Origin of the sequence: Paenibacillus gyeongsangnamensis, from assembly GCF_027533625.1 — a bacterium.
GTDB lineage: Bacteria > Bacillota > Bacilli > Paenibacillales > NBRC-103111 > Paenibacillus_G > Paenibacillus_G gyeongsangnamensis.
On the sequence record NZ_JAQAGZ010000020.1, the window covers coordinates 1 to 23,855 of the forward strand.

At 55.0% G+C, this 23,855-nt stretch carries 22 protein-coding genes; 19 read left to right on the top strand and 3 right to left on the bottom strand.

The features are described from left to right. Nucleotides 1-440: 440 nt before the first annotated feature. The 3 genes from O9H85_RS26340 to O9H85_RS26350 all read right to left on the bottom strand — a co-directional run bounded on the left by O9H85_RS26340 (nucleotide 441) and on the right by O9H85_RS26350 (nucleotide 3,274). Nucleotides 441-1,973, bottom strand: coding sequence for a phytoene desaturase family protein (locus O9H85_RS26340; protein ID WP_269884387.1), 1,533 nt, complete (start codon nucleotides 1,971-1,973; stop codon nucleotides 441-443). A gap of 201 nt (nucleotides 1,974-2,174) precedes the next feature. Further along, nucleotides 2,175-3,038 (bottom strand): carotenoid biosynthesis protein, encoded by an 864-nt coding sequence (locus O9H85_RS26345; protein WP_269884388.1) that lies wholly within the window; start codon nucleotides 3,036-3,038, stop codon nucleotides 2,175-2,177. Beyond that, nucleotides 3,032-3,274 (bottom strand): hypothetical protein, encoded by a 243-nt coding sequence (locus O9H85_RS26350; RefSeq protein ID WP_269884389.1) that lies wholly within the window; start codon nucleotides 3,272-3,274, stop codon nucleotides 3,032-3,034. Before O9H85_RS26350 ends, O9H85_RS26345 begins: the two co-directional genes overlap by 7 nt. Before the next feature lie 795 nt (nucleotides 3,275-4,069). On the opposite strand from O9H85_RS26350, the gene O9H85_RS26355 reads away from it, so the two are divergent. From O9H85_RS26355 to O9H85_RS26445, 19 genes are all read left to right on the top strand, one after another. Then, the gene (locus O9H85_RS26355) at nucleotides 4,070-6,316 is read left to right on the top strand and encodes a DEAD/DEAH box helicase (protein ID WP_269884543.1); all 2,247 of its coding nucleotides are present in this window, start codon (nucleotides 4,070-4,072) and stop codon (nucleotides 6,314-6,316) included. Nucleotides 6,317-6,359: 43 nt separating this feature from the next. After that, nucleotides 6,360-6,506 (top strand): hypothetical protein, encoded by a 147-nt coding sequence (locus O9H85_RS26360; RefSeq protein ID WP_269884390.1) that lies wholly within the window; start codon nucleotides 6,360-6,362, stop codon nucleotides 6,504-6,506. Continuing rightward, nucleotides 6,503-8,149 (top strand): ribonuclease H-like domain-containing protein, encoded by a 1,647-nt coding sequence (locus O9H85_RS26365; protein ID WP_269884391.1) that lies wholly within the window; start codon nucleotides 6,503-6,505, stop codon nucleotides 8,147-8,149. Before O9H85_RS26360 ends, O9H85_RS26365 begins: the two co-directional genes overlap by 4 nt. A gap of 246 nt (nucleotides 8,150-8,395) precedes the next feature. Continuing rightward, nucleotides 8,396-8,581, top strand: coding sequence for a GapA-binding peptide SR1P (locus tag O9H85_RS26370; protein WP_269884392.1), 186 nt, complete (start codon nucleotides 8,396-8,398; stop codon nucleotides 8,579-8,581). Nucleotides 8,582-8,599: 18 nt separating this feature from the next. Further along, on the top strand, nucleotides 8,600-11,263 hold the full coding sequence (ppdK, locus tag O9H85_RS26375) for a pyruvate, phosphate dikinase (protein WP_269884393.1): 2,664 nt from the start codon (nucleotides 8,600-8,602) through the stop codon (nucleotides 11,261-11,263). Nucleotides 11,264-11,559: 296 nt separating this feature from the next. Further along, nucleotides 11,560-12,780: an IS110 family RNA-guided transposase gene (locus tag O9H85_RS26380; RefSeq protein WP_269884394.1), complete on the top strand. Its 1,221-nt coding sequence runs from the start codon at nucleotides 11,560-11,562 to the stop codon at nucleotides 12,778-12,780. Nucleotides 12,781-13,140: 360 nt separating this feature from the next. Then, the gene (locus tag O9H85_RS26385; protein WP_269884395.1) at nucleotides 13,141-13,950 is read left to right on the top strand and encodes an Fpg/Nei family DNA glycosylase; all 810 of its coding nucleotides are present in this window, start codon (nucleotides 13,141-13,143) and stop codon (nucleotides 13,948-13,950) included. A 43-nt stretch (nucleotides 13,951-13,993) separates the two neighbouring features. Further along, nucleotides 13,994-14,839: a deoxyribonuclease IV gene (locus O9H85_RS26390; protein WP_269884396.1), complete on the top strand. Its 846-nt coding sequence runs from the start codon at nucleotides 13,994-13,996 to the stop codon at nucleotides 14,837-14,839. Next, nucleotides 14,836-15,183 (top strand): cyclic-phosphate processing receiver domain-containing protein, encoded by a 348-nt coding sequence (locus O9H85_RS26395; RefSeq protein WP_269884397.1) that lies wholly within the window; start codon nucleotides 14,836-14,838, stop codon nucleotides 15,181-15,183. Before O9H85_RS26390 ends, O9H85_RS26395 begins: the two co-directional genes overlap by 4 nt. Continuing rightward, the gene (locus O9H85_RS26400) at nucleotides 15,183-15,962 is read left to right on the top strand and encodes an ABC transporter ATP-binding protein (protein WP_269884398.1); all 780 of its coding nucleotides are present in this window, start codon (nucleotides 15,183-15,185) and stop codon (nucleotides 15,960-15,962) included. Before O9H85_RS26395 ends, O9H85_RS26400 begins: the two co-directional genes overlap by 1 nt. Next, nucleotides 15,944-16,990, top strand: a complete 1,047-nt coding sequence (locus tag O9H85_RS26405; protein WP_269884399.1) for an SAM-dependent methyltransferase — start codon at nucleotides 15,944-15,946, stop codon at nucleotides 16,988-16,990. Before O9H85_RS26400 ends, O9H85_RS26405 begins: the two co-directional genes overlap by 19 nt. A 24-nt stretch (nucleotides 16,991-17,014) precedes the next feature. After that, nucleotides 17,015-17,638, top strand: a complete 624-nt coding sequence (locus tag O9H85_RS26410; protein WP_269884400.1) for a class I SAM-dependent methyltransferase — start codon at nucleotides 17,015-17,017, stop codon at nucleotides 17,636-17,638. A 21-nt stretch (nucleotides 17,639-17,659) separates the two neighbouring features. Further along, nucleotides 17,660-18,127 carry a DinB family protein gene (locus O9H85_RS26415; RefSeq protein WP_269884401.1) on the top strand — a complete coding sequence of 156 codons (468 nt, stop codon included), beginning with the start codon at nucleotides 17,660-17,662 and terminating at the stop codon, nucleotides 18,125-18,127. Nucleotide 18,128: 1 nt separating this feature from the next. Beyond that, nucleotides 18,129-19,289, top strand: a complete 1,161-nt coding sequence (locus tag O9H85_RS26420) for a C40 family peptidase (RefSeq protein WP_269884402.1) — start codon at nucleotides 18,129-18,131, stop codon at nucleotides 19,287-19,289. Between the two features lie 253 nt (nucleotides 19,290-19,542). Further along, on the top strand, nucleotides 19,543-20,664 hold the full coding sequence (locus O9H85_RS26425) for a P-loop NTPase family protein (RefSeq protein ID WP_269884403.1): 1,122 nt from the start codon (nucleotides 19,543-19,545) through the stop codon (nucleotides 20,662-20,664). Beyond that, a complete protein-coding gene (locus O9H85_RS26430; RefSeq protein ID WP_409348207.1) occupies nucleotides 20,651-21,871 on the top strand; it encodes a CpaF family protein in 1,221 nt (406 codons plus the stop codon). Before O9H85_RS26425 ends, O9H85_RS26430 begins: the two co-directional genes overlap by 14 nt. 20 nt (nucleotides 21,872-21,891) lie before the next feature. Next, nucleotides 21,892-22,725 carry a type II secretion system F family protein gene (locus tag O9H85_RS26435; RefSeq protein WP_269884405.1) on the top strand — a complete coding sequence of 278 codons (834 nt, stop codon included), beginning with the start codon at nucleotides 21,892-21,894 and terminating at the stop codon, nucleotides 22,723-22,725. Nucleotides 22,726-22,735: 10 nt separating this feature from the next. Beyond that, nucleotides 22,736-23,599, top strand: coding sequence for a type II secretion system F family protein (locus O9H85_RS26440; RefSeq protein ID WP_269884406.1), 864 nt, complete (start codon nucleotides 22,736-22,738; stop codon nucleotides 23,597-23,599). A gap of 24 nt (nucleotides 23,600-23,623) precedes the next feature. Next, nucleotides 23,624-23,854, top strand: a complete 231-nt coding sequence (locus O9H85_RS26445; RefSeq protein WP_333474273.1) for a Flp1 family type IVb pilin — start codon at nucleotides 23,624-23,626, stop codon at nucleotides 23,852-23,854. The last annotated feature ends 1 nt before the right edge of the window (nucleotide 23,855 follow it).

Here is a 23,855-nt window from a genome sequence, read left to right on the forward strand (position 1 = left end):
GAGATGGTATGCCAAGAAAAGACAGCGTGCAAGATGGATGGGCTCGCTTCAAGAAGTAAGATTTCTGGCCAGTCAATGTGGACTTAAAACGCTCTTGTGATCTGCATGCACATGAATGACGAACATCGGAAAGCCGTATGAGGGAAAACCTCACGTACGGTTTGATGAGGAGGGGCAGATTTCTCTGCCCTTTACTCTAGTAAGAATTTATAAGTATTCGTAGCTTATAGCTTCGCACCAACCTTGGTAAACGCGCTGATCCTTGTAAGACAGGGACGGCGTAGCCGTTTATCCTGGGTTAATAAGAATTTATAAGTTTTCGTAGCTTATAGCTTCGCACCAACCTTGGTAAACGCGCTGATCCTTGTAAGACAGGGACGGCGTAGCCGTTTATCCTGGTTTGATGGGCCCTTGATTGCGCAGTAAAGCTGGAACAGCTTCTAATCCTTGCCATGATGACGGGAAATGATTCGCGCGGCGTTCATTCCGCTCATGGCGGCCATAGGGGTGCCGCCGCCCGGATGCGTCGTGCCGCCGGCATAGTACAGACCGAGAATGGTCCGGTCGGATTGGGGCGGCCTGCAGAAGGTTGGCCTCCAGCCGTGGGAAGCGCTCCCGTACATAGCTCCGGCATAAGCGCCCGTCCGTGAAGCGATGTAGTCCGTTCCGAACATGGCTTCCTCTTCGACGGCGTTTTGCCAATCCGGGATTTCCCAGATTTCGCCCAGTCTTTGAATGATCTGCTCCCTTGCGGAATGCATCCGCTCCAGTCGGGCGTCTTCCTCCGATGGGCCCGGCTCGTAAGGGCGAGAAGCGTCGTAAGCCGGCTTCTCGGGTGGTACCTGGATTAGGACATACAGATTGCTTCCGCCGTAACCGCCGCGTTCCGGCTCAGTGACGGAAGAGCAGCTAACATAGATGGCCGGCTTCTCGGGCCATCTGCGGCGATGGAACATATCCTGGAATTCGGCTCCGTAATCGCCCGGATAATACACATTATGATGCTGCAGACCCCGGATCGGACGGTTCATGCCGAACAACATCAGGAAACCGGAGCTTGACAGGCGCACCGGATGCTTGTTGATGGAAGAGACCGAGCGCTCGCCGGGCTTCAGCAAGCTTTGCGTGGTGAAAACGTCCGCGTTCGAGACGACGAAGTCCGCTTCCAGCTTGTCCCCTCCGGCGATCACTCCGCAAGCACGCCCGCTGCGCACGCATATTTGCTCCGTCCGTACCCCGGTATGGATTCGAACGCCGACTTTGCGCGCCAGCCGTTCCAGCGCCTCCACCAGACGGTAGCTGCCGCCGGAAATGTAATAAACGCCTCGGACAAGCTCCAAGTAAGCGATCATTGACAGCGCTGCGGGGGTTTCATAAGGCGATGAGCCTGCGTACGTTGCATAGCGATTCATCATCGCCATAAGGCGCGAATCCTGGAAATAACGGCGGTGGAAATGATCCATCGTCTCGAACGGATGAGCGGAAGCGATGGCGGACCCGAGCTTCGGGGAAACGAAATCCGTCCATTCCGTGAAGGTGCGGCTGAAGAACTGCTCCTGTACCACGTTGAAGAGACGTTCGACCTCCAGCAAATAACGGTGGAAGCCGAGCCGGTCCTGCCGCGGGAAGTGCGCCAGCTGCTCCTCCATGCGCAGCGGGTCGGAGCTCAAATCGATGCTGCTGCCGTCTTCGAAGACATTGCGGCTGTTGACCGCCAGCTTCAAGAACTGCAGCTCGGGATCTTGCGCCTCCCCGGCTTCTCGGAATACCTGCTCGAAGATCCAAGGCATGGTGATGGCCGAAGGACCGAAGTCGAACTGATATTTGCCGAGCGCCACCGGCTGCAGCTTGCCTCCGAGCCGTTCATTTTGTTCCAGAAGGGTCATGTCGAATCCTTGAACGGACAGGAGGATGGATGTAACCAGCCCGCCGATGCCGCCCCCGATCACAATCCCTTGTTTCCGGGTAGTCATGCGGAATACCTTCTTCCTTTCCATTAATAGCCTTTACCCCGGAAAAACCGAATCGGCGCAGTGCTTCTTCCGACATCATGACATAAGCCTCCTGCTTAAGCAAGAGGCGGTTGAGATGAAATGCGGTGAAAACGTACCATCAGCAAAGTGTTGTGCAGCTGGAACGACGACTCAAATACAGGACCCCGTGCGGAGGGGACTCTATGCGCGCTCCTCCGTTCGTTTCCACAACAGCAAACCGCTCAGCAGCAGCAGGTTCAATGCAGCCGCCCAGCCTAAGCCGGAGCGCAGCGCCAGCGTGAGGAATAAGGCCTCCAGCGTAATTAACAGCATGACCGGCAAAGAAACGATAGAAGAGGAGGTGCGGATCATTCGGAAATATTCATCATGCAAATAATTCACAAGCTTAAGGATAAGCAGGGCGATGAGCCACCAACACAAGAAATTGCTCAGCGGTATGTCGTAAAAAGCGGGCCAGCCGCTTTGACCGAGTCCGGCTTTCCAGGCACCGTACCGCAGCTTTATGGCAGCGGGATTCAGCAGCAGAACGACGGCGGCAGCCATCGATGCCCCCCATACCGCCGGAAGCCAAAAGCTTCTGCGGCGTATGCGTCTGCGGGCACGCAGGAGCTTTCTTTTATTCGGCGCTTGCGTCTCCGCCAAAGTCAACCCGCGCCACGAATCCGCAGGTATGCGAACTGGGGCCAGTGCTTTGCCGGTAATGAGCAGCATGCACCAGGCAAAAGGAACGGCAAGCGGAACGCCGAATAGGAGCGGGGCAAAAGCAAGACCGTATTCGTACCCGCCGAACCAAAGTTCCGTATGGGCCCCGATCCATTCGGCCGCATACGATACGCTGGCCGTAATCACGAATAAGAACACCGTCTGCCGCTTGCCGTAACGGCTTACGTACCAAACTAACGCCGTTAACCCGCCAAGAATGAGATAAAAGCCGGTTGCCCACTCCAGCCAAGAAGACAACAGCCCGGCCCCGACCAGAATCAGTCCGCAAATGAAAGCAAACGCATATAGCAGAGTCAGTCCCTGCAGCAGCCGGATCACCATATCAATCGGCCTTCACCCGTTACTACGTCCTGGCGGCTGCAACAGGTTCTGCACTGCGGCAACAAGGATATCCATTTCGGCAATTCACATTCAGCCGTTCGGCAGAATTCAAATAAGGTCCATACGGCGTTTGCTCCTGCTTCTTGAAGGATGGAGAAATCGGGGCGGAACCCGGTGGAAAGGCGTTTCACTACATTTTCATAGGCTTCGGAAGCGGCGGAAAACGGGTTGGTCATAGGATTCACCTCGTCACTGAAATGGAAGCGATGATGCGCCGGCATCTTCTTGAAGAACGGTTTGCGGAAACGGGATGCTCCATGAGATTAGGTGCGGCTTGTACCGTTGAACAATTTACCGGCTTGTCTTCGGTAGAACTCCTTTCTATGTATATAAAGATCACGGACAAATGATACGGGAAAATAAATGGTTATTTACCGGAAAAGAGGCGGGCTATGATCGTTTCATGAGCCGTTGAAAGCACGCAGCGTACCCGGCAAAAGGCTGCAGCGGATCGCTTGAGCAGGGAGGCAGCTTCGGCAATGCCCCGGTGCCTGGCCAATCCGCGGATTCCGTCTGCAGACCGCTCCCGACGGCATACGAGGATTGTAAGGCCGTATGAGCGTCGGTGCACGGGATGTGGCATTCCCTTCGTTATGGCGGATTCAAGCCGCCGCTATGAATGAACCGAAAAATGCTTTATAGGGGCTTTCAGATTGATGAGAAACCCGGATAAGTAGAAAAATGCAAATGTGGTAGGTGGGGTATCCCCTGTAGGAGCGATAGCGTCCGCCTTTGTTATCGGAAAATGACCGCTGCATAGCGAATAAATTGAATATTTTACGGGTAACAACAGCGGCCGGAAGGGGATACCCCACCGGAGTACCAAGGCAGATTTCTCTATTTCATGGGTTTCTAGGGCAGCCTGGAAAGCCCCAAAAATGCCTTTTAGGGGCTTTTTTATTTTTGCCGGGAAGCTTATAATGTAGGGGAACAATCGTTCTATAAAACCGAGGTGAATCAACCGCATGATGCTGCGAAAGAAATCGTTATCCGACCTGATTCAAGAATTAAGGTCCGATGAAAATATAATCAACTGGCACGAAATCGAACCGCAGGAAGCGAGGACGAAGCCGATCCCGGAAAGCATCGACCCCCGGATCAAGGCCGCACTGGGCAAGAAGGGCATCGGAGAGCTCTACACGCATCAATACTCCGCCTACCAGACGCTGCGAAAAGGGGAGCATATCGTAGCCGTCACCCCCACGGCTTCCGGGAAAACGTTATGCTACAACCTTCCGGTGCTCCAAGCCGTAGCGGAGGACGATTCCAGCCGTGCGCTGTACCTGTTCCCGACGAAGGCTCTCGCCCAAGACCAGAAGAGCGAGCTGAACGAAATCATTCACGAGATGGGCATCGATATTAAAAGCTTCACCTACGACGGCGACACGTCGCCGGCCATCCGGCAGATCGTCCGCAAAGCGGGGCACATCGTCATTACGAACCCCGACATGCTGCACTCCGCGATCCTTCCCCATCATACGAAATGGGTCAGTCTGTTCGGCAATCTCAAATATATCGTCATCGACGAGCTGCATACATACCGGGGCGTCTTCGGCAGCCATGTAGCGAACGTCATCCGGCGATTGAAACGAATTTGTAAATTTTACGGGAGCGATCCCGTTTTCATTTGCACGTCGGCCACCATCGCAAATCCGAAGGAATTGGCGGAGCAGCTGACGGGCAGTCCGATGCGGTTAATCGACGACAACGGCGCGCCCAGGGGAAGGAAGCATTTCGTATTTTATAACCCGCCGATCGTCAACAAGCCGTTAAACATCCGGAAAAGCGCGACGGTTGAGGTCAACCGCCTGGCGATGCAATTTCTGAAAAATAACGTTCAGACGATCGTGTTTGCCAGAAGCCGCGTAAGGGTCGAGCTGATACTAAGTCATCTGCAGGAATTGGTGAAGAAAGAAATCGGCGCCAAATCCATCCGGGGCTACCGGGGCGGATATTTGCCGAAGCAGCGTCGTGAAATCGAAAAGGGATTAAGAGACGGCGAAATCCTGGGCGTCGTAAGCACGAACGCTTTGGAGCTCGGCGTCGATATCGGTCAGCTGCAGGTATGCGTCATGACCGGATATCCCGGCAGCGTGGCAAGCACCTGGCAGCAGGCCGGCCGGGCCGGCCGCAGACATGGGGAAGCGCTGGTTCTCATGGTAGCCGGCTCGACTCCGATCGATCAGTACATCGTGCACAATCCGGAATATTTTTTCGACCGGTCGCCGGAATCGGCCCGAATCAACCCAGAAAACCTGATCATTCTGGTCGATCATTTAAGGTGCGCCGCTTACGAAATCCCGTTCCGGAAGGACGAGGAATTCGGCCCGCTGGACGTCACGGATATCATGGAATACTTGGTGGAAGAGAACGTGCTGCACCGGAACGGGAATACGTTCTACTGGGCCAATCAATCGTTCCCGGCCAGCAATATCAGCCTGCGGTCGGCTTCCCAGGAAAATGTCGTGATCGTAGACCAGTCGGACGTGGCGAATGTCAGGATTATCGGAGAAATGGACCGTTTCAGCGCCATGACCTTGCTGCACGACGAAGCGATCTACTTGCATGAGGGGGTTCAGTTCCAGGTTGAGAAGCTGGACTGGGATCATAAGAAGGCTTACGTGAGGGAAGTGGACGTAGAATATTATACGGACGCCAACCTGGCGGTCCAGCTTAAGGTGCTGGAGATCGATAAAACCCTCAGCAGAAGAACGACTGCCATCCATTACGGAGACGTCGTAGTCAACGCCCTTCCGACCATTTTTAAGAAAATCAAATTGACGACTGGGGAAAATATCGGATCGGGACCTATCTTTTTACCCGAGGAAGAACTGCATACCAGTGCAACGTGGATGGAGTTAAAAGACGTAGATCCGGCCATAGGCACGAAAACGCTGGAGCAATTGTTATTAGGTATTTCCAACGTATTGAAGCATATTGTACCGATTCATGTGATGTGCGACCGAAGCGACATTCACGTCGTCTCCCAGATCAGAGCGGCGCAAACCCAGCTTCCGACCATCTTCTTGTACGATCATTATCCCGGTGGAATCGGACTGGCTGAAGACGTGTTCAAACGGTTCGATGAAATAAAAGCCGCCGCTCGAAGCCTCATAAAGAAATGTCCGTGCTCGGACGGCTGCCCTTCGTGTATCGGTACGGAAATCGAGGGAATCAACGGCAAACAAAAAAGCATTCAGCTGCTGGATCAGCTTTAGCATGAATGGACGTCAACGTTCCGGATAAAAGGAGGGAATCGGCTTGGCCGATCATGTATTGAACCAATTCGAAGAGGTGCTCCCACGGCATAACGCGATAAATTCCAATCATCTGGACTGGCAGTTGGCGGCGGTTCTGAAACCAAGCTGCCGGAGGCTTCGAGAATGGGCTGCGGGGGAAGTCCGATGAGCTCCCTTCGTGAAAAGCTGCTGCGTCACAAAAGGCCTGATCCGGCCGGAGCGACGGCAGAACCCCTCGCCCAGGCGGCCCCGGTACCGGAGGGACAAATAGAAGACGGGGGACCGATAAAAGAGCCAATCTTAACGGAGACCGCAGAGGGGAACGAGTGGGCGGTTGTCGGAGCGGGATTGGAAGAGACCGAAGCGGGCTCGTTCGTCATGCGTCGCCGCCGGTTCGAGCCGGATTTTCGTCACGGCTTCGCAGGGCTGGGCGAGCTTATCGGACGCGGCGAATGGCTTCTGCCGCTGCTTGGTCCGAACGCGGCGGTGCAAACGGCACCTTCGGACCGTACGCCGTTTCACGAGCGGCTGCTGTTCCTAGACACGGAGACGACCGGTCTTGGTCTCGGCGCGGGTAATATCCCCTTCATGATCGGCGTCGGTTATTACAGCGGAGAACAGTACATCGTCGAGCAGATGCTGATCCGGCATCCCGGGGAGGAGTCGGCCATGTTCGTCTATTTACAGGACCTGCTGGAACGGCGTCCGATCCTCATCTCCTATAACGGCAAATCTTTCGATTGGCCGATCATCCGGAGCCGCTGCGTCATGAACCGAGTGGAGCTCCGGAAGGAGCCCGAGGGCCATATCGATTTTTTATACCCTTCCCGCAGCCTGTGGCGGAATACGCTGCCCTCCTGCCGGCTCGGCATGGTGGAAGAGGAACGTCTCGGCGTGACGCGCGAGGACGATGTTCCGGGATCGCTTGCCCCTGCGCTTTATTTTCAATATTTGGCGGAGCGGGATGCTGAGGTGCTGAAGGGCGTCTTTCTGCATAATGAGCTCGATATTTTGTCGCTTGCCGGATTAGCCGTTCTATTCGCCGGGCTCTCAGAAGGACGCATCCCATGGGACCGCGTCTGGGAAGCGGGGAGCGAGGAGGTGTTCCGCCTAGGGCTATGGCTGGATAAGCTCGGACTTCGCGAATTGGCGTCGGCCGCGATGGAGAAGCTTTTTGCCGAGCTGACCGCAGATCGGCTGGAGAAGATCCCCGCTGAAGAAGACGATGAGGCTGCGGAACGCCGGGACATCGGTTACGGCTGTCTGCTGCCGCTCGCCGGTTACTACAAGCAGGCCGGACGCTATAAGGAGGCGTGCACGCTCTGGGAGCGGTACCTTGAACTAAAGGGAACGCTTCCTACCGCTTCGCTGGAGCCCTACATCGAGCTCTCCATGTTCTACGAGCATAAAGAAAAGTCCGCCGCAGGGGCATTGGTCTACGCGGAGCGGGCGATGGACAAGCTTCGGGAGCGTAAAACGCTAAACCGGTCCGGCTTCAGCGGCGGCTTGTCGCGGAAAGGGAAGCGCACCGGAGCCGAGGAACGTGAACTGACGCAGGGTCCGGCACTGGAAAAGCGCATCGAGCGCCTTAGACGCAAGGCGGAGGCTGAGCAGGCAAGAACGCACAAGGGCGTATGGACCTCACCCGGGAGCTTCCGAACAGGAGCTTGCTCCGGGGAACGGACGGCCGCGGTTCCCGATTCGGGCGGCGGCATGCCGGAGCGCCCGGTCCGTGGAAGACGGCGCCCGGCGGCTGCGGCCGAACGCCACGAGCAGCTGTTGCTGCCGATGGAGGATCATAGCTTGGTTTAGCCAAAGGATCATCATACAAGCAGACAGGGTTATTGCGACCCTGTCTGTTTGCGTTTGAGCCGAAGCTTCGCTGCCGCTTACCTCAGACCGTGACTGTGATGCTTTTAACCTCAATGGAGATGAAACCGCTTTAAACACCATATAATGTACAATATATAAAAAATAAATGTACAATAATGATTATATAGTGTATACTAATAAACAAAAGAAGCACACTAAATACAAACTGGAAAGGGTTGATCCATCATGTTGAGTAAAGTTGAACAACTGGAGCTGGGGACTATTTTGTGTAAGCATTGTGAAACGATTATCGGAACGTTTGATGCGGAGAAAGTCACCGTTTACTACTCGGATTGCCAAGAACCGGATTGCCATGAAGAGCGGGTGAAAAAGGCCCAGCAGCAAGACGTTAGCGATGTCCGCCTAAAATAAAGCAAAGGGAGATGCTCCATGACTCAGAAGCAAGTTTTTTCTTTTCAGGAAGGCAGCGCTTTCATGAGGAACCTCTTAGGTGGGAAAGGAGCCAATCTCGCGGAGATGACCCGCGCCGGTCTTCCCGTGCCTCCCGGATTTACGATTACGACCGAGGCCTGCTTGACCTATTTTCAACAAGATCATATGATATCGGACGCATTACTCAGGCAAATTATTGACGCCCTGAACCGGCTGGAAAAGGAGAAGGGGGAACGCTTCGGCGACGAAACCGGTCCGCTCTTGATCTCCGTAAGATCCGGTTCGGTCACCTCCATGCCGGGAATGATGGACACGATTCTGAATTTAGGCTTGAACGATGCAACGGTCGCGGGCCTCGCGAGCAAGACGAACAACCCCCGATTCGCCTATGATTGCTACAGACGGTTGATCCAGATGTTCGGCAACGTCGTTTTGGGAGTGGAGTCGTATCATTTCGAAACCTTGCTGCACCGGATTAAGCAGCGGCACGGCACGGCTCGGGATCAGGAAGTCCCGGCCGAGGGCTGGTTAGAGCTAATTGAGGAATACAAGATGTGCATTCGGAAGGAGTCGGGACGATCTTTTCCTCAGGACGTCTACGATCAATTGAAGATGGCCGTTGAGGCGGTCTTTCAGTCGTGGAACAATCCCAGAGCAAAATTATACCGGAAACTGAACCGTATTCCCGACAGCCAAGGAACCGCCGTTAACATTCAAAGCATGGTATTCGGCAATATGGGAAGCGATTGCGGAACAGGCGTCGTCTTTACCCGAAATCCGTCTACAGGGGAAAATCATTTCTACGGCGAATATTTAATGAACGCGCAGGGCGAGGACGTGGTGGCCGGCGTCAGAACGCCGAAGCCCATCGCCTCCTTGAAGCAGGATCACCCTGAGCTTTACGACCGGTTGTACGAAGCGGCCAAGCAGCTGGAACGGCATTACAAGGACATGCAGGACATTGAGTTTACGGTTGAGAAAGGGAAGCTATATTTACTGCAAACCCGGACAGGGAAAAGAAATGCACAGGCTGCTCTGAGAATCGCCGTTGAACTCGTCCGTGAAGGCTTGTTATCGAAAGAGGAAGCGCTGCAAAAAATCGAGGTCGCCCATTTGGACCAGCTGCTGCACCGGGGCATCGATGAGAGCGCCGTGCTCGATATCGTTGCAGCCGGACTGCCTGCTTCCCCCGGTTCGGCGGCGGGTCAGCTCGTATTTGATGCGGATACGGCGGCCGAATGGAAGAAAGCGGGCAAGCTCGTCGTTCTGGCCCGGCCCGAGACGACGCCGGAAGACATTCATGGGGTGATGGCCTCGGAAGGCGTGCTGACCAGCCGTGGGGGGATGACAAGCCATGCGGCCGTCGTGGCCAGAGGAATGGGAAAGCCTTGCGTCTGCGGCTGCGAGCAGCTTCGCATCGATGCGGAGGAGAAACGCATGATGGCCGGCGGCCGAACCTGGAGCGAAGGGGATTGGATTACGCTGGATGGGGGGACCGGCCGGGTGATCGCAGGGGCCGTCCCGCTGAAGGAGGCCGAGATGACCGAAGAGCTGCTCGTCATCCTGCAGTGGGCGGACGAGGTGCGCGCTCTCCGGATCCGAGCCAATGCGGACAACCCGGTTGACGCGAGAATCGCCAGACAATTCGGTGCCGAAGGCATCGGCCTATGCCGTACGGAACACATGTTCTTTGCACCGGACCGTCTGCCAGTCGTTCAACAGATGATCTTAGCCGATCATGACGAGGAACGCAAGGCGGCGCTGGAGAAGCTGCTTCCGATGCAGCAGTCGGATTTTGAAGGGATATTTGAGGAAATGGACGGACTTCCCGTCACGATTCGTCTGCTGGATCCTCCGCTGCATGAATTTTTGCCCCAAGCGGCGGATTTGCAGGAGAAGCTGCATGCGCTGCAAAGCGAACCGGAGCCGAAGGAGAGCGAAATAGAGGAAGTAGGCCGGCTTCTGAAGAAGGTGCAGAGCCTTCATGAAGCGAACCCGATGCTCGGTCACAGGGGCTGCAGGCTCGGCATCGTCTTCCCGGAAATCTATGCGATGCAGATTGAAGCTTTATTCCACGCCGCAGCAAATTGTACGGGCAGAGGGATTGCCGTTCTCCCCGAGATTATGATTCCGCTTGTCGGGCATGCCAGCGAATTGAAGCTGTTCCGGGAGCTGGCGGACCGCCTCGCGAAGCGGATCGATCCGGAAGGGAGACTGCCTTATCGGGTGGGGACGATGATCGAAGTGCCCCGTGCCGCCATTACCGCGCACCAGATCGTGGAGTATGCCGATTTCTTCTCCTTCGGAACGAACGATTTGACCCAAATGACGCTCGGCTACAGCCGGGATGACGCCGAAGGCAAATTCCTGACGCATTATCTGGAGCAAAAGCTGCTGCCGGACAATCCGTTCCAGGTGCTTGATACGGAAGGGGTAGGACGGCTGATCGAGTGGGCGGTCAGAGCCGGAAGGAACCATAAGCCGGAGCTGAAGACAGGAATTTGCGGGGAGCATGGGGGAGAGAAGGAATCCATCCGCTTTTGCCACCAAACGGGTCTGGACTACGTCAGCTGTTCCCCATACCGGATTCCGTTAGCCCGGATCGCTGCGGCGCAGGCGGCTATCGAATGCGGAGAACGGCGAATCACCGAAGCAGTATAAAGTCGAAAGAGCGGCAGCTTGGCCTCCTGCAGAGGCGGGCTGCTTTTTTTTCAGTTGATAAGACTCCCATGCCGCTGTTGCGGCACCACTGATAAATGAAAATTTTGTCCATACTTCTACTATGGCTGGCGAAGGTAGGTCGTAAATTCTTGGTGCTACGAGCCCGTTGATAAGACGGACCACAAACGACCCGGTGCATCACAGATTGTTGCTCCTTCGGGAAGCACGTAGGGCAGAATAACCCTTTTGGTAGTTTGCACCAGCCTTAATCAATCCAGTCTAAGGAGAAGCAAGTCATGGATGTATTGCATGAACGCTGTTGCGGTCTGGATGTTCATAAGAAGAGCATCACTGCCTGCATCATCACCCCTCAAGGAAAGGAGATTCGAACATTTGCTACAATGACTCGGAACCTGATTGAACTCGTGGACTGGGTCAAGCAAAACCGATGCACCCATGTCGCGATGGAAAGCACGGGAGACTACTGGAAACCAATATACAACCTGTTGGAATTAGAAGATCTCAAGCCGATGGTAGTCAATGCTCAGCACATCAAATCCGTTCCCGGACGTAAAACGGATGTTAAAGATGCCGAATGGATCGCCAAGTTAGTAAGACATGGTTTGGTGCAAGGAAGCTATATCCCGAATCGGGATCAAAGAGAGATGCGAGAGATTATTCGTTACCGGCGAAGCATCATTGAAGAGCGAACACGCGAAGTGAATGGGCTTCAAAAGGTACTGGAAGGCGGCAACATCAAGCTATCCTCTGTGGCTTCCAATGTAATCGGAGTTTCCGGACGAAACATGTTGGAAGCCATGATTACCGGTGAAACCGATGCTTCCGTCTTGGCCGATTTCGCTCAAAAGAAACTAAAGTTAAAGAAAGAACAGTTAAAACTGGCGTTGGAAGGGCGACTCGGAGCTCATCAACTGCTCATGATCGAGAAACAGCTAGCCCATATCGATTATGTGAACGAACTGATCACGGAATTGGATACAGAGATCGATAAACGCATGGCCCCTTTTGCGGAAGACCTGAAGTTATTGGATTCTATCCCCGGTGTCGGTAAACGAACTGCTGAACAAATCTTAGCAGAGATCGGTACGGACATGGCACGGTTTCCAACCCCCGGACATTTATGCTCATGGGCGGGAATGACTCCAGGTCATGACGAAAGCGCGGGGAAGAAAAAGTCGGCCAAAACGCGAAAGGGAAACAAAAAATTGCGAAGCGCCCTAACTGAGGCGGCGCGAGCTGTAGCGCGAAAGAAAAACTCATACTTATCGGCTCAGTACCACCGAATCGCAGCGCGGCGAGGGAAGAATCGAGCGGCGATAGCCGTTGGTCATACCATACTAACCATCGTTCATATCTTGTTAACGCGAAGACAAGAATACCTCGAACTAGGATTCGATTACTTTGACCAACGAAAAAAAGAAATGTTGATAAAGCACTCAATCAAGAGACTGGAGTCATTGGGACTCCAAGTAAATATTCAAGATCAAACTGCTTAAACTTAATGACATTAAATAATTGTGTATCCGGGGGCTTAGTTTCTTATTGCCAAAAATAGAGCTTAGAGGGCTGTTTTTAATAACAAAACCCAGCATGAAATTTTCAAAAGCTTTGGCGTGCAGCAAGTTACGATTTTTATTTTCAGGGCAGAATTTATAAGTTTTTCGTAGCTTATAGCTTCGCATCAACCTTGGTAAACGCGCTAGCCTTGTAAGATAAGGACGGCGTAGCCGTTTATCCTGGTTCAATCGAAGAGGCCCGCAACCGCAGCAGTCCGGCTATTCCCGCCGGGCTTCGTTTGTTTTCTCCCGAATATGGCAATAGATGATGTTAAAAGATGAACGGAGGCTGTGCCTGCCATGCCTGAATTACCGGAGATGGAAACCTATAGACGACTCCTGGCGGAGAACCTTGTCGGCAGGAAGATCACCGGCGTCGCCGTGAACCGCGAGAAATCCGTAAATATGCCGGAGCCGCTGTTCGCCGCCAAATTAATGAACCGAACGGTCACGGACATCTCCAGACGAGCCAAGCATCTTCTGTTTCATCTGGATTCCGACGAAACGCTGCTGCTTCATCTGATGCTGGGGGGCTGGATGCATTTGGGCACGGAACAGGATAAGCCCGATCGCAGCACGCAAGTGGAGCTCTCTTTTTCCACGTTCACGCTGTACTTTATAGGACTCCGTTTAGGGTACTTGCATTTGCTGAATGACGAAGTCCTGCGGCTTCATCTGGCGCCGCTTGGACCGGAGCCGCTCTCTTCCGGCTTCACGGAGACTTTCTTCAGCGGAATGGTGAAGCGGAAAAAGGGGACGCTCAAGCTTCAGCTGGTGGATCAAAAATGGATCGCGGGCATCGGGAATTGCTATTCGGACGAAATATGCTTCGCGGCCAAGCTGCTTCCGACCCGCAGAATCGACGAGCTCTCTCCTGGGGAAACCGGGAATCTATACCATTCGATCCATCTTGTCTTGAACGACGCGATCCGGAAAGGCGGCTATATGGAGAATCCGCTATTCGCCGGAGATGCGCTTACGGGCGGATATAACGACAGCTGCCTGGTGTATGACCGCGGGGGAGAGCAGTGCGGCCGGTGCGGCGGAGAGATCGTTCAGGACGAAATTTCCGCCAGAAAAATGTTTTACTGCCCGGGGTGCCAGCTTTGATTCAGCCAACGGAAGGCGCTATACGAGGAGGAAGGCAATCGCGATGAAAATCGGCTGCCACATCTCGACCCGCAAAGGACTGCTCGAGACGGCCAAAACCGCCGTCCGGCTCGGCGCGGGATCGTTTCAATATTTCCCCAAAAATCCGCGGAGCCTGGCGGTCAAATCGTATCTTCCGGCAGACGGTCCGGAGTGCGCCCAATACTGTGCTGCTGAAGGATTGGTGTCCATTGCGCATTCTCCTTATCCAACGAATCTGGCGGCTGAAGGCGAGCTCCGTCAGGCGACGGTCGCTTCGCTGCGGAACGATCTTGCGATTGCCGACCATTGCGGCTCGCTTGGCGTTGTGGTGCATTTTGGCAAATATAAAGGAAAAGACCCGTTACAAGGCTATAAAAATATTATACAATGTTTAAATGAAGTGCTTAACGGGTATGCCGGAAGAGCGCTGCTGTTGATAGAAAATCAGGCGGGAGAAGGCACGGCGATGGGTACGACGCTCGAGGAGCTCGTTCAGGTGCGAACCCTCAGCTCCAGGCCGGAGCTTATCGGCTTCTGCTTGGATACGTGTCATGCGTTCGCTTCCGGGCTGTGGCCTTCGGGTCCGGACGGCTGGAAGCGGCTGGAGGAGCGTGCGGTTCAGCTCGGCTACTGGGACCATCTGCGGGCCGTCCATTTGAACGATTCCGTGTATCCCGGAGGGGCGGGCAAAGATCGTCATGCCAATATCGGTACGGGCGAGATGGGCAGGGAGCGTTTCCGCGAAATGCTGACCTCCCCCAGCATCAAGGGGCGGGTGGAGATGCCCGCCGTACTTGAAACCTCGGTTCCGAACGGAGGGACGCACGCAGCGGAAATTGCTTATGTGAAGGAGCTGGCTTCGCGATGATCCATCTGTATTTGGACGACGTCCGTCCGTGCCCCAAAGGCTTCGTTCCGGCCAGAAGCGCCGAGGAATGTGTTCTGCTGCTCCTCGAATGCGAGGTCGACGTCTTGTCCCTCGATTACGATCTCGGGTGGGGACAGCCGAACGGAATGCAAGTGGTGCGGCGGATTCTAGAGTCCGGGCGCTTTCCGCGGCGCATTTATCTGCATACCTCCAGCGACGGAGGAAGGTTGAATATGTATCAGGCGTTATATGCCGGCAGGCCGGAGGATGTACTGGTCGTGAACGGACCGATGCCGCCGGAGCTGCTGAACGAAATTGCAAATACTGCTGAGAATAGGTTGTGATGGTCTTGTCGCAGGTTGTATCCCTGGAAAATATTGATTTTATAAGAGAAGAAAGACATATCTTGTCCGGCGTCGGGTTACATATTCAAGAGGGGGAGCACTGGGTCGTGCTCGGGAAGAACGGGTCGGGCAAGACGACCATTCTCGAACTCTTGACGGGCTACCAGTTCCCCAGCAAGGGCACGGTGAAGGTGCTTGACAACGTATACGGACAATGCGATGTCCGGGAAGTGCGCAAGCGCATCGGCTATATCAGCCAATCGTTGTACGAGAAGCTGACGCCGGCGGACACGGTATGGGAGGTTGTAGCTACAGGGGCGTTCGGCTTCCTGCGGTTCTACGAGGAGATCCCGGCCGGCGTGCAGGAGCAGGCGCTCGATATGCTGAGCCGCTTCAAGCTGCGCCACTTGGCGTTTCAGCCGCTTGGGACGCTGTCTCAGGGCGAACGGAAGAAAGTGATGCTGGCCCGCTCGTTGATGACGAAGCCGTCGGTACTCATTATGGACGAGCCGTGCTCGGGACTGGATCTGTTCGAGCGCGAGAGGCTGTTGGAGCAGGTGAACGAGCTGAGCGGACAGCAGATGACCGTCATTTACGTGACGCATCATATCGAGGAAATTATGCCGATGTTCACCCATTTGCTTCTGATCGACCAAGGCAGGATCATCGCTTCCGGTCCGAAGAAGGACGTGCTTACGGAAGAGAACCTGATGAAGGCGTATCAGGTTCCCGTGAAGCTGGAATGGTTCGGTGACCGGCCATGGATCAAGGTGCTGTAATGGGGATTTCGGTATGGATCGGTACGTCGAACCGCGGCTTTGCCCAGCAGGCTCAGGAGGAGATTCGGCGTTTGTTCGAAGCGCCCGTCCGTTTTGAATGGCTGGCCGCCGGGGAGCTGTTCAAATTCACGGTGGAGGAAAGCCGGGAACGCGTAGTGGAACGGATATTGGCCGGAGCGCCGGCTTTTCTCCGGCATATGCAGCCTGTGGAGGCGGAGGCGGACTTGGGGGAAGACCTTCAAGCTACCGTGGCTTGGCTGCAGCGGCAGCTGAAGGAGCGTCCGCCAGGAGCCGGTCAGCGCATTGCGGTTCAAGTCCGGAAGACGGAGGAAGGGGCGTCCGGCCTTTCGGTTCCGGAGCTGAAGCACGCGGTTGATGAGCTGCTGGAACAGGAGTGGCAAGCCGTGCCTGTTGCGAGAGAGGCGGATGAAGTGCTTTCCCTGCTCGCAGCGGGAGGGCGTCTGTATTTTGGAAGGTCGGCTCCTCATGAAAATATAAGCGATTGGCCTGGAGGCGCTATCCGTTTTCGTCGCGAGGAAGGACAAATTTCGCGCGCGAAATTCAAGCTGCTGGAGGCGGAGCAGGCGTTCGGACTCGATTTTGCGCAGTACCGAAGCGCACTGGATATCGGAGCGGCGCCGGGCGGCTGGACTTCGCTGCTGCTCGAGCGCGGGCTGCAGGTGACGGCCGTCGACCCGGCAAAGCTCGATGCAACGCTATTGCGCAGCCCGCGCCTGAGGTATTTGCAGAAAAATGCCGACGACGTCGCATTCGCCGCCGGGGAGTTCGATCTGCTCGTATGCGACATGAGCTGGAGCCATAGGCAGATGGCGAAGCTGGTCAAAGGGCTGCTCTATGCCCTTCAGCCGGGAGGCACGGCGGTCATTACCGTGAAGCTGATGCATAAGAAAGCGTTCCAGACGATCCGCGAGGTGACCCAGGATCTCGCTCCTGAGCTGTCGCTGCAGCAGGCGAAGCAGCTTTTTCATAACCGGGAGGAGCTGACGCTGTTCTTTCTGAAGCTGTAATCATGGTCGGAGGAGGGGATGTAATTGACGGAGCAAGCGTTCTGGGACGGGATCTTCTCCGGACTTCAGCCTTCGCAGGTGCGGTATGACCTGTGGCTCGAGCCGTTCCATGAAGAGTTAAACAAATCGGCGGATCTCGCTATACTTGATCTGGGCTGCGGCGCGGGGAACAATGCGCTCTTCCTGAGCGAACGCGGCTACCGCGTCTTGGCATGCGATCTGTCGGAAGCTGCGCTGAGTAAGGTTCGCGAGGTCGCGCCTTCCGCGGAGACGAGAAGGATCCGGCTGCCCGAACCGCTTCCTTTTGACGACGAATCGTTTCAAATCGTTGTGGCAGACTTGAGCCTGCATTATTTTTCTTGGAACGATACGATTCAAATCATAGCGGATATTCGCCGCATTCTGCGTCCGGGAGGCATGCTTTTATGCCGTGTGAATTCCGTGCACGACGTAGAATACGGATCAGGGAAAGGCGAGCTGCTGGAGCCGCATTACTATGAATGGGAAGGCAAACGCAAACGGTTCTTCGACAGGGAGCAGCTGGAGAAGCTGTTTAAAGAAGGATTCTCCGCCGAGCTGCAGGAGCAGACGATGAACCGTTATGACAAACCGAAGGCGGTATGGACAGCGGCAGCGAGAAAAATGTGAACGTAGGGGAGAGTGAGGGATATGGAAGATTTGGTGCAAAGCTACGCTGAAGGATTCAACCGGCTGTCCGTGGCAATCGAGGGTTTGAGCGAGGAGCTGCTGCTGTATAAGCCTGCCGAAAACCGATGGTGCATCAAGAAGGTCGTGATCCATCTGTGCGATGCGGAAATGATTGCTCTCGACCGGATGAAACGGATCATAGCGGAGCCGAATCCGCTGTTCTTCAAGTTCGATCCCGATGCCTGGGCGCTGCGCTTGCAATATTCATCGCTCGACATGTCCGTCTTCTTGTCCCTATTCGCCGCGCTGCGGGCATCGATGGTGCCTATTCTCCGCGGTCTCAGCGAAGAGGATTGGGCCAGAACCGGCGTCCACAACCAGAACGGCAAATTAACGCTGCAGGAGCTCGTAGCCATGTTCGTCCATCATTTGGACCGGCATATTCAGCAGATCGAGCGCAACAAGAAGGCATTCGCCGAGCAGCGCTGACATGCAGTGGCATAGATGGCTTGCTGTCTTAGCTTTGTTCGGGCTAATTGCAGGGATGGCTTTGTTCTTCTTGACAGCCGCTTGGCAGGCGCAGACGCCTGATTCTGCGACCTCGTCTGACGGTGCTTTGGGTTCTTCAGTTGAAACTCAAGCAGTGCTTGCATCCTTGCCGACGCTTCCTTCCAAAGAGGCGCGCTCAAGGCTTGTATGTGAAGCGAAACGCAGGGAAGCCTCCGAGTCCTCTTTCAGGCACATTGCCGTCGCCGTGGCCACCTTGTGGTCAGCGCCGGATCGCGCTCGTGCTGCGGACCGGCCTTCGCTCGGCAATCCTGTCGATATAAGAGCCTGGCTGACGCCGCTAGGCATTCCGGAGAAGCTGTGGCTTGTAGGCAAGCTGGAAACCGAAGCGCTGCTCGGCACGAAGGTCCGCGTGCTGGAAGAGCGGGGAGCGTGGGTGAAGGTGGCTGTGCCAGAGCAAGGCAAGCCGGGCTCGCCGGAAGGGTATCCGGGATGGCTGCCCGCCACTCAACTGGTGGAAGTGGGGCTTGACTATGAGGCTTGTCCGTATGCGGTCGTCCGGAAGCCGACAGCGAAAGTATTTGCCGCTTCCGATGCCGAGAAGAACGGTACGGAATCCAGGTTTGAGCTGAGCTTCAATACGAGACTGCCGATCGTGCGAGAAGAGGAGAGCCGCTGGGGCGTCGCACTTCCGCAGGGTATCCGGTGGATCGATAAGTCGGACGTCAAAATGGCCGGATTCGAAGCTTCCGAAACGAACGAACCCGTTACCGGCGAAGGGCTCGTCGAGACGGCGATGCAGTTTTTGGAGCTCCCCTATTTATGGGCCGGAACCTCGGGCTTCGGGTTTGATTGCTCCGGATTTACTTATTCCTTGTACCGGCATTACGGCATCGCCATTCCGAGGGATGCCAAGGATCAAGCTGCGGCCGGTACGCCGGTCGGCTTGAAGGAATTGAAGCCCGGAGACCTGCTGTTCTACGCCTATAACAAAGGCAAAGGGAAGGTCCATCACGTGTCCATGTACATCGGCGGCGGACAAATGGTCCATTCTCCCAAAACCGAGAGTGCAGTGGAAATCCTGCCAGTTCAGACGCCGGAATATGCAGCCGAGTTCGCGGGAGCGCGGCGATATCTTAAATGAAAGCCAGCCTAAGCCATGTTGAAGTTTACATTTATGTATTGATTTTCCTGAACGTTGTGCTATAATACGAGTAAATTATGGATTGCAAGCGGAAGCACCGCTGATTGGAGAATTCGTTCTCCCTTCGGCGCGTGCTTTTTTTGTTTGCTTGGAAGAGGTGTGTGGAAGGCCCAGGAACAAGCAGAGAAGACGGAAGGGCGGCGATGCCTAAGAGCAGGTATGGTTTATTTGATTGGAGAGGAGAGGCTTGTCCATGGCCAAAATAAGCGTGGTGCTGCTGGAGGAAGACCGATATTTCGGTGACATGATGTCAGCTTTCCTCCGCGCCTCGGAATATGGGGAAAGGTTCACCCTTCGGGTGTTTACTTGCGCCCGGCACGGAAGCCAGTACGTGGAACAGCTTTCCGAGCCGTTCGTTCTTGTCGTTCACGAATCGATGATGCCGCTGGCGGAGGCCGCCTACCGCATAAAGCCCGGCTGCATCGTGATCCTAAGCGACGCTTCTTTATCGGAGGGCATCCTGGAATATCCGGTGCTCTGCAAATTTCAGCCGCTCGATCGGCTGCTTTCCCGGGTGTTGGCCCATTTCAACGAGTTCGCCGCTGTCGTTCCGCTGACAGGACGAAGGGAAACGTCCATTTGTACGGTTTACTCTGCTTCCGGAGGTATCGGCAAAACGATTACGTCCGTCCACTTGGCCCGTCAGCTGGCTATCCGGGGAGAACGTGTGCTGTGCCTATGCCTCGAGCTGCTGCCTTCGCGAGAGTGGTACGCGAGTGACGATGACGGAGCGCCGGAAGCTTTCTCGCAGCTGCTTTATTACGCCAAGACGAATCCTAAGTTGATCGGGATCAAGAAGGATAGCTTGAAGCGAAAGCATGCTCATCTCAAATTCGACTACATTCCGCCTTTCGCAACCGGCTCGGAGCTTTGGGAAATGAATGGGGGTGAGCTGCGGCAGTTACTATCGGGCTTAAGCGGAACGGGAGACTATGACCGGATTGTCGTGGACTTGGATTCGGCGCCTCTTCCTTGCCGCACCGAGTTGTTTCGGCACAGCGATCAAATTCTGTGGCTGATCACGGACGATTCGGTTCACTTGGCGAAAGCCAGGGAGCAGCTGCATTTGCTATCCGCCGAGCAAGAAGCGGACCCCAGGCAGCTGCTTCGGAAAATGACATTCATTCACAATAAGAGCATGGGCCAGCCCCTCAACGATTGGTCCGGCTATGGCTTGTCCGTTCAGGCGAAGCTGAGCTATGTTCCCGAATGGAAAGCCGTCCGGAAGACGAGCGAAATGTTCTCTCCCGCTTTTGCCGAGCAGGCGGCCTCCGTCATTCATGCGAAGGAGGTGCCGGCCGGTGTGGACCGATGACGCGAAGCGATCGCTTAAGCAAACGATTCAGGACAGCTTCGATTTGGGGGTGGCGTTGTCGGATGAGCAGCTGATGGAGCGCATCGAACAGGAAGTGTTCGCCTATTCAAGAACGTCTTACTTGACCGCAAGCCAGAAGCATCGCGCCGTACGGGAGCTGTTCCATTCGTTTCGCGGTCTGGACGTGCTTCAGCCTTTGGTGGACGATCGGGACATCACTGAAATTATGATTAACGCACATGATCAAATCTTTATCGAGAAGCACGGAAGGCTGACACTGACCGATATCCGCTTTGAAAGCAGGGAGAAGCTGGAGGATACGATTCAAACGATCGTCGGCCGTGTGAACCGGCTCGTCAACGAATCGAGCCCGATCGTCGACGCGAGACTGGGCGACGGGTCGCGTGTCAACATCGTGCTGCCGCCGGTCGCGCTTTGCGGTCCGGCTATGACCATCCGTAAATTTCCCGAGCATCCGCTCACGTTGGACGATTTGATCCAAAGGGGGGCGATAACCGGGGAAGCCGCCCAATTCCTGATCCGGATGGTGAAATCGAAATATAACCTGTTTATCGGAGGAGGAACAGGCTCCGGAAAAACGACGTTCTTGAATGCCCTTGTTGAGTACATTCCGACGGATGAACGGATCATCACGATTGAAGACTCGGCGGAGCTGCAAATTCGCAGCATACTGAACGTTGTCGGTCTCGAGACGCGGAATGCCAATACGGAAGGACGCGGAGAAATTACGATCCGCGATTTGATCCGATCCTCGTTACGAATGCGGCCTAACCGGATTATTGTCGGCGAAGTGCGGGGGGCCGAAGCTCTGGATATGCTGCAGGCAATGAACACGGGACACGACGGTTCTTTAAGCACCGGGCACGCGAATTCGACGCAAGATATGCTCAGCCGGCTTGAGACGATGGTGTTGAGCGGAGCATCGCTGCCGATTGAGGCGATCCGCCAGCAAATCGCTTCAGCGCTGGACATCATGGTGCACCTGCAGCGGCTCCGCGACCGTTCCCGCAGAGTCACGGAAATCAGCGAAGTGCTGCCGGTTCAGGACGGTGAGGTGCGACTGAATCCGTTGTTCCGTTTTGTCGAGACCGGGGAAGGGCCGGATGGCCGTGTAACTGGCTCGCTTGAGCCGACAGGAAATGCGTTGAAAATGAACTGGAAGCTCCAGTTGGCCGGATTGTTGTGAGTAGGAGGGAGGTGTAAACGATGCGTTCGGAGGTAAAATCCGTAGGCCGTCCTTCATTGCGCTTTGGTACGGAGCTGATTGATATCTACAAACGTTCCCCGCATACGGACGGGTTAACGGATTACAATGCGTACAGGCTGAACCGATCCGAGCTTCTCATTTCCCTTGCTGCCGGATGTACGGTCATGGGAGGCATTGCTTTCGTATTTTTCAAAAGCTTCTGGGCGATCGTCCTGTTATCGGCCTTCGGATGTTATTACCCGGCGCTCAGGCGCCGCCGGTTGATCGAGAAGCGCAAGGCGCAGCTGAAGCTGCAATTTAAGCAGCTCTTGTCCGCCTTGTCTTCCTCGCTTAGCGCAGGCAGATCCGTAGAATCCGCGTTCCGGGAAGCGCTGAATGATCTCAAGCTGCTGTATCCGGGAAGCGGGACCATGATCGTCAAGGAGCTGGAAATCCTGCTTCATCGGCTGGACAATGGGGAAACGGTAGAGTCGGCGCTGATGCAGTTCAGTAAACGGGCGCATGTGGAAGATATCGCGCAGTTCGCCGATGTCTTCGTCATTTGTAAGCGGACAGGCGGAAATTTGGTACAGGTCATCCGGCGTACCGCAGGATTGATTCAGGACAAGCTCGATATCGAGCAAGATATCCAGGTGCAGATCGCGCAGAAGAAATTCGAGTCCAAGGTATTGATCCTGGCTCCGGTCGTTATGGTAGCGGTATTGTCTTCCAGCTCTCCCGATTATATGGAACCGCTGTACGCAGGGGCCGGGCGTCTCCTTATGCTTGGAGCTTTGACGGTGCTTGCGGCGTGTTATCGGTTGACGCAGAAGATTATGAATATTCCGGTTTGAAGGAGATTTTATGTGGCTGTTGTTTCTGCTGGAGATGTCCGCGTTCGGCGCGGTTTGGTTTCTTTCCTATCCGCGATATGCGTCATGGATTCGCAGTCATCCAGGCGGAGAGAACCCGGTTTGGAGGGAGGCAGGCGCTCCCGGCTTGTGGCTGATCGACCGCTGCAAGGCCGCCGATCGTTTTCCTGAAGCGGTCGGCAAGGTGCATCACGTCATGATCGGACTGTACGGTGCCAAGACGGCGGCTTTTTATACAAGGACGTTCCTTGCCGGCTCCGTCCTCGCTTCCTATGGGCTAATCCTGTTCGTTACGTTGATTGCTTGCTTATCGGAAGGAACTTTAGAACTGATCGGTTACGGAGCTCTCTTGGCCCTGCTAGTGCCGTTTGCGGGGTACAAGCATTTCAGCGACCGGCTGAAGCTCAAAAAACGGCGAATGCTGCTGGAGCTGCCGGAGCTGCTGAACGAGCTCATGCTGCTTGTCAATGCGGGTGAAACGGTGCAGCAAGCGTTGATTCGAATCGTCGAGGTGCGGGAAAGGGCTCCCGGACCGTTGCTCGTAGAGCTGTCGGGCGCGGTAAAAGCATTGAGAATGAATGTGTCCTTTACCAAAGCTTTGGAGGATTTCAGCAAGCGGTGCGCTTTGCAGGAAGTATCGCTGTTCACGACCGCGCTTATGCTGAACTACAAGCGGGGCGGAGAAGAACTGGTCCTATCCCTGCGCGAGCTGTCCGTTATGCTGTGGGATAAAAGGAAAGCGCTGGCGCGCACGCTCGGGGAAGAGGCTTCCTCCAAGCTCGTGTTTCCGATGGTGCTGATTTTTTTTGTCGTGATGGTTATTGTAGCGGCGCCGGCTTTAATGATGATGTCTTAAAACGTACGAAGGAGGGCGATTGAAATGATGGAACGTTTGAAGGAAGGCTGGAACGCATTTTGGAAGGAGGAGGAAGGGCTCGGCACGTTGGAAATTTTGCTGATCGTGGCTGTGCTGATCATTATTGCGATTGCGTTCCGGAAGTGGATCCTAAAATGGCTGAAAGCCTTGTTTGAAAGCGCCGATAAGGAAATCGTCGATCAATCCGGAACAATATCCAAGGATGCCGGCGATTTAAGTCCTAAGGCGCCTTAAG

Coding starts and splice junctions, on each gene's coding strand:
- O9H85_RS26445 (WP_333474273.1), top strand. CDS start 23,624: ATGATGGAACGTTTGAAGGAAGGCTGGAACGCATTTTGGAAGGAGGAG.
- O9H85_RS26415 (WP_269884401.1), top strand. CDS start 17,660: ATGGAAGATTTGGTGCAAAGCTACGCTGAAGGATTCAACCGGCTGTCC.
- O9H85_RS26395 (WP_269884397.1), top strand. CDS start 14,836: ATGATCCATCTGTATTTGGACGACGTCCGTCCGTGCCCCAAAGGCTTC.
- O9H85_RS26405 (WP_269884399.1), top strand. CDS start 15,944: ATGGATCAAGGTGCTGTAATGGGGATTTCGGTATGGATCGGTACGTCG.
- ppdK (WP_269884393.1), top strand. CDS start 8,600: ATGACTCAGAAGCAAGTTTTTTCTTTTCAGGAAGGCAGCGCTTTCATG.
- O9H85_RS26365 (WP_269884391.1), top strand. CDS start 6,503: ATGAGCTCCCTTCGTGAAAAGCTGCTGCGTCACAAAAGGCCTGATCCG.
- O9H85_RS26420 (WP_269884402.1), top strand. CDS start 18,129: ATGCAGTGGCATAGATGGCTTGCTGTCTTAGCTTTGTTCGGGCTAATT.
- O9H85_RS26380 (WP_269884394.1), top strand. CDS start 11,560: ATGGATGTATTGCATGAACGCTGTTGCGGTCTGGATGTTCATAAGAAG.
- O9H85_RS26435 (WP_269884405.1), top strand. CDS start 21,892: ATGCGTTCGGAGGTAAAATCCGTAGGCCGTCCTTCATTGCGCTTTGGT.
- O9H85_RS26400 (WP_269884398.1), top strand. CDS start 15,183: ATGGTCTTGTCGCAGGTTGTATCCCTGGAAAATATTGATTTTATAAGA.
- O9H85_RS26390 (WP_269884396.1), top strand. CDS start 13,994: ATGAAAATCGGCTGCCACATCTCGACCCGCAAAGGACTGCTCGAGACG.
- O9H85_RS26425 (WP_269884403.1), top strand. CDS start 19,543: ATGGCCAAAATAAGCGTGGTGCTGCTGGAGGAAGACCGATATTTCGGT.
- O9H85_RS26440 (WP_269884406.1), top strand. CDS start 22,736: ATGTGGCTGTTGTTTCTGCTGGAGATGTCCGCGTTCGGCGCGGTTTGG.
- O9H85_RS26340 (WP_269884387.1), bottom strand. CDS start 1,973: ATGACTACCCGGAAACAAGGGATTGTGATCGGGGGCGGCATCGGCGGG.
- O9H85_RS26350 (WP_269884389.1), bottom strand. CDS start 3,274: ATGACCAACCCGTTTTCCGCCGCTTCCGAAGCCTATGAAAATGTAGTG.
- O9H85_RS26370 (WP_269884392.1), top strand. CDS start 8,396: ATGTTGAGTAAAGTTGAACAACTGGAGCTGGGGACTATTTTGTGTAAG.
- O9H85_RS26385 (WP_269884395.1), top strand. CDS start 13,141: ATGCCTGAATTACCGGAGATGGAAACCTATAGACGACTCCTGGCGGAG.
- O9H85_RS26345 (WP_269884388.1), bottom strand. CDS start 3,038: ATGGTGATCCGGCTGCTGCAGGGACTGACTCTGCTATATGCGTTTGCT.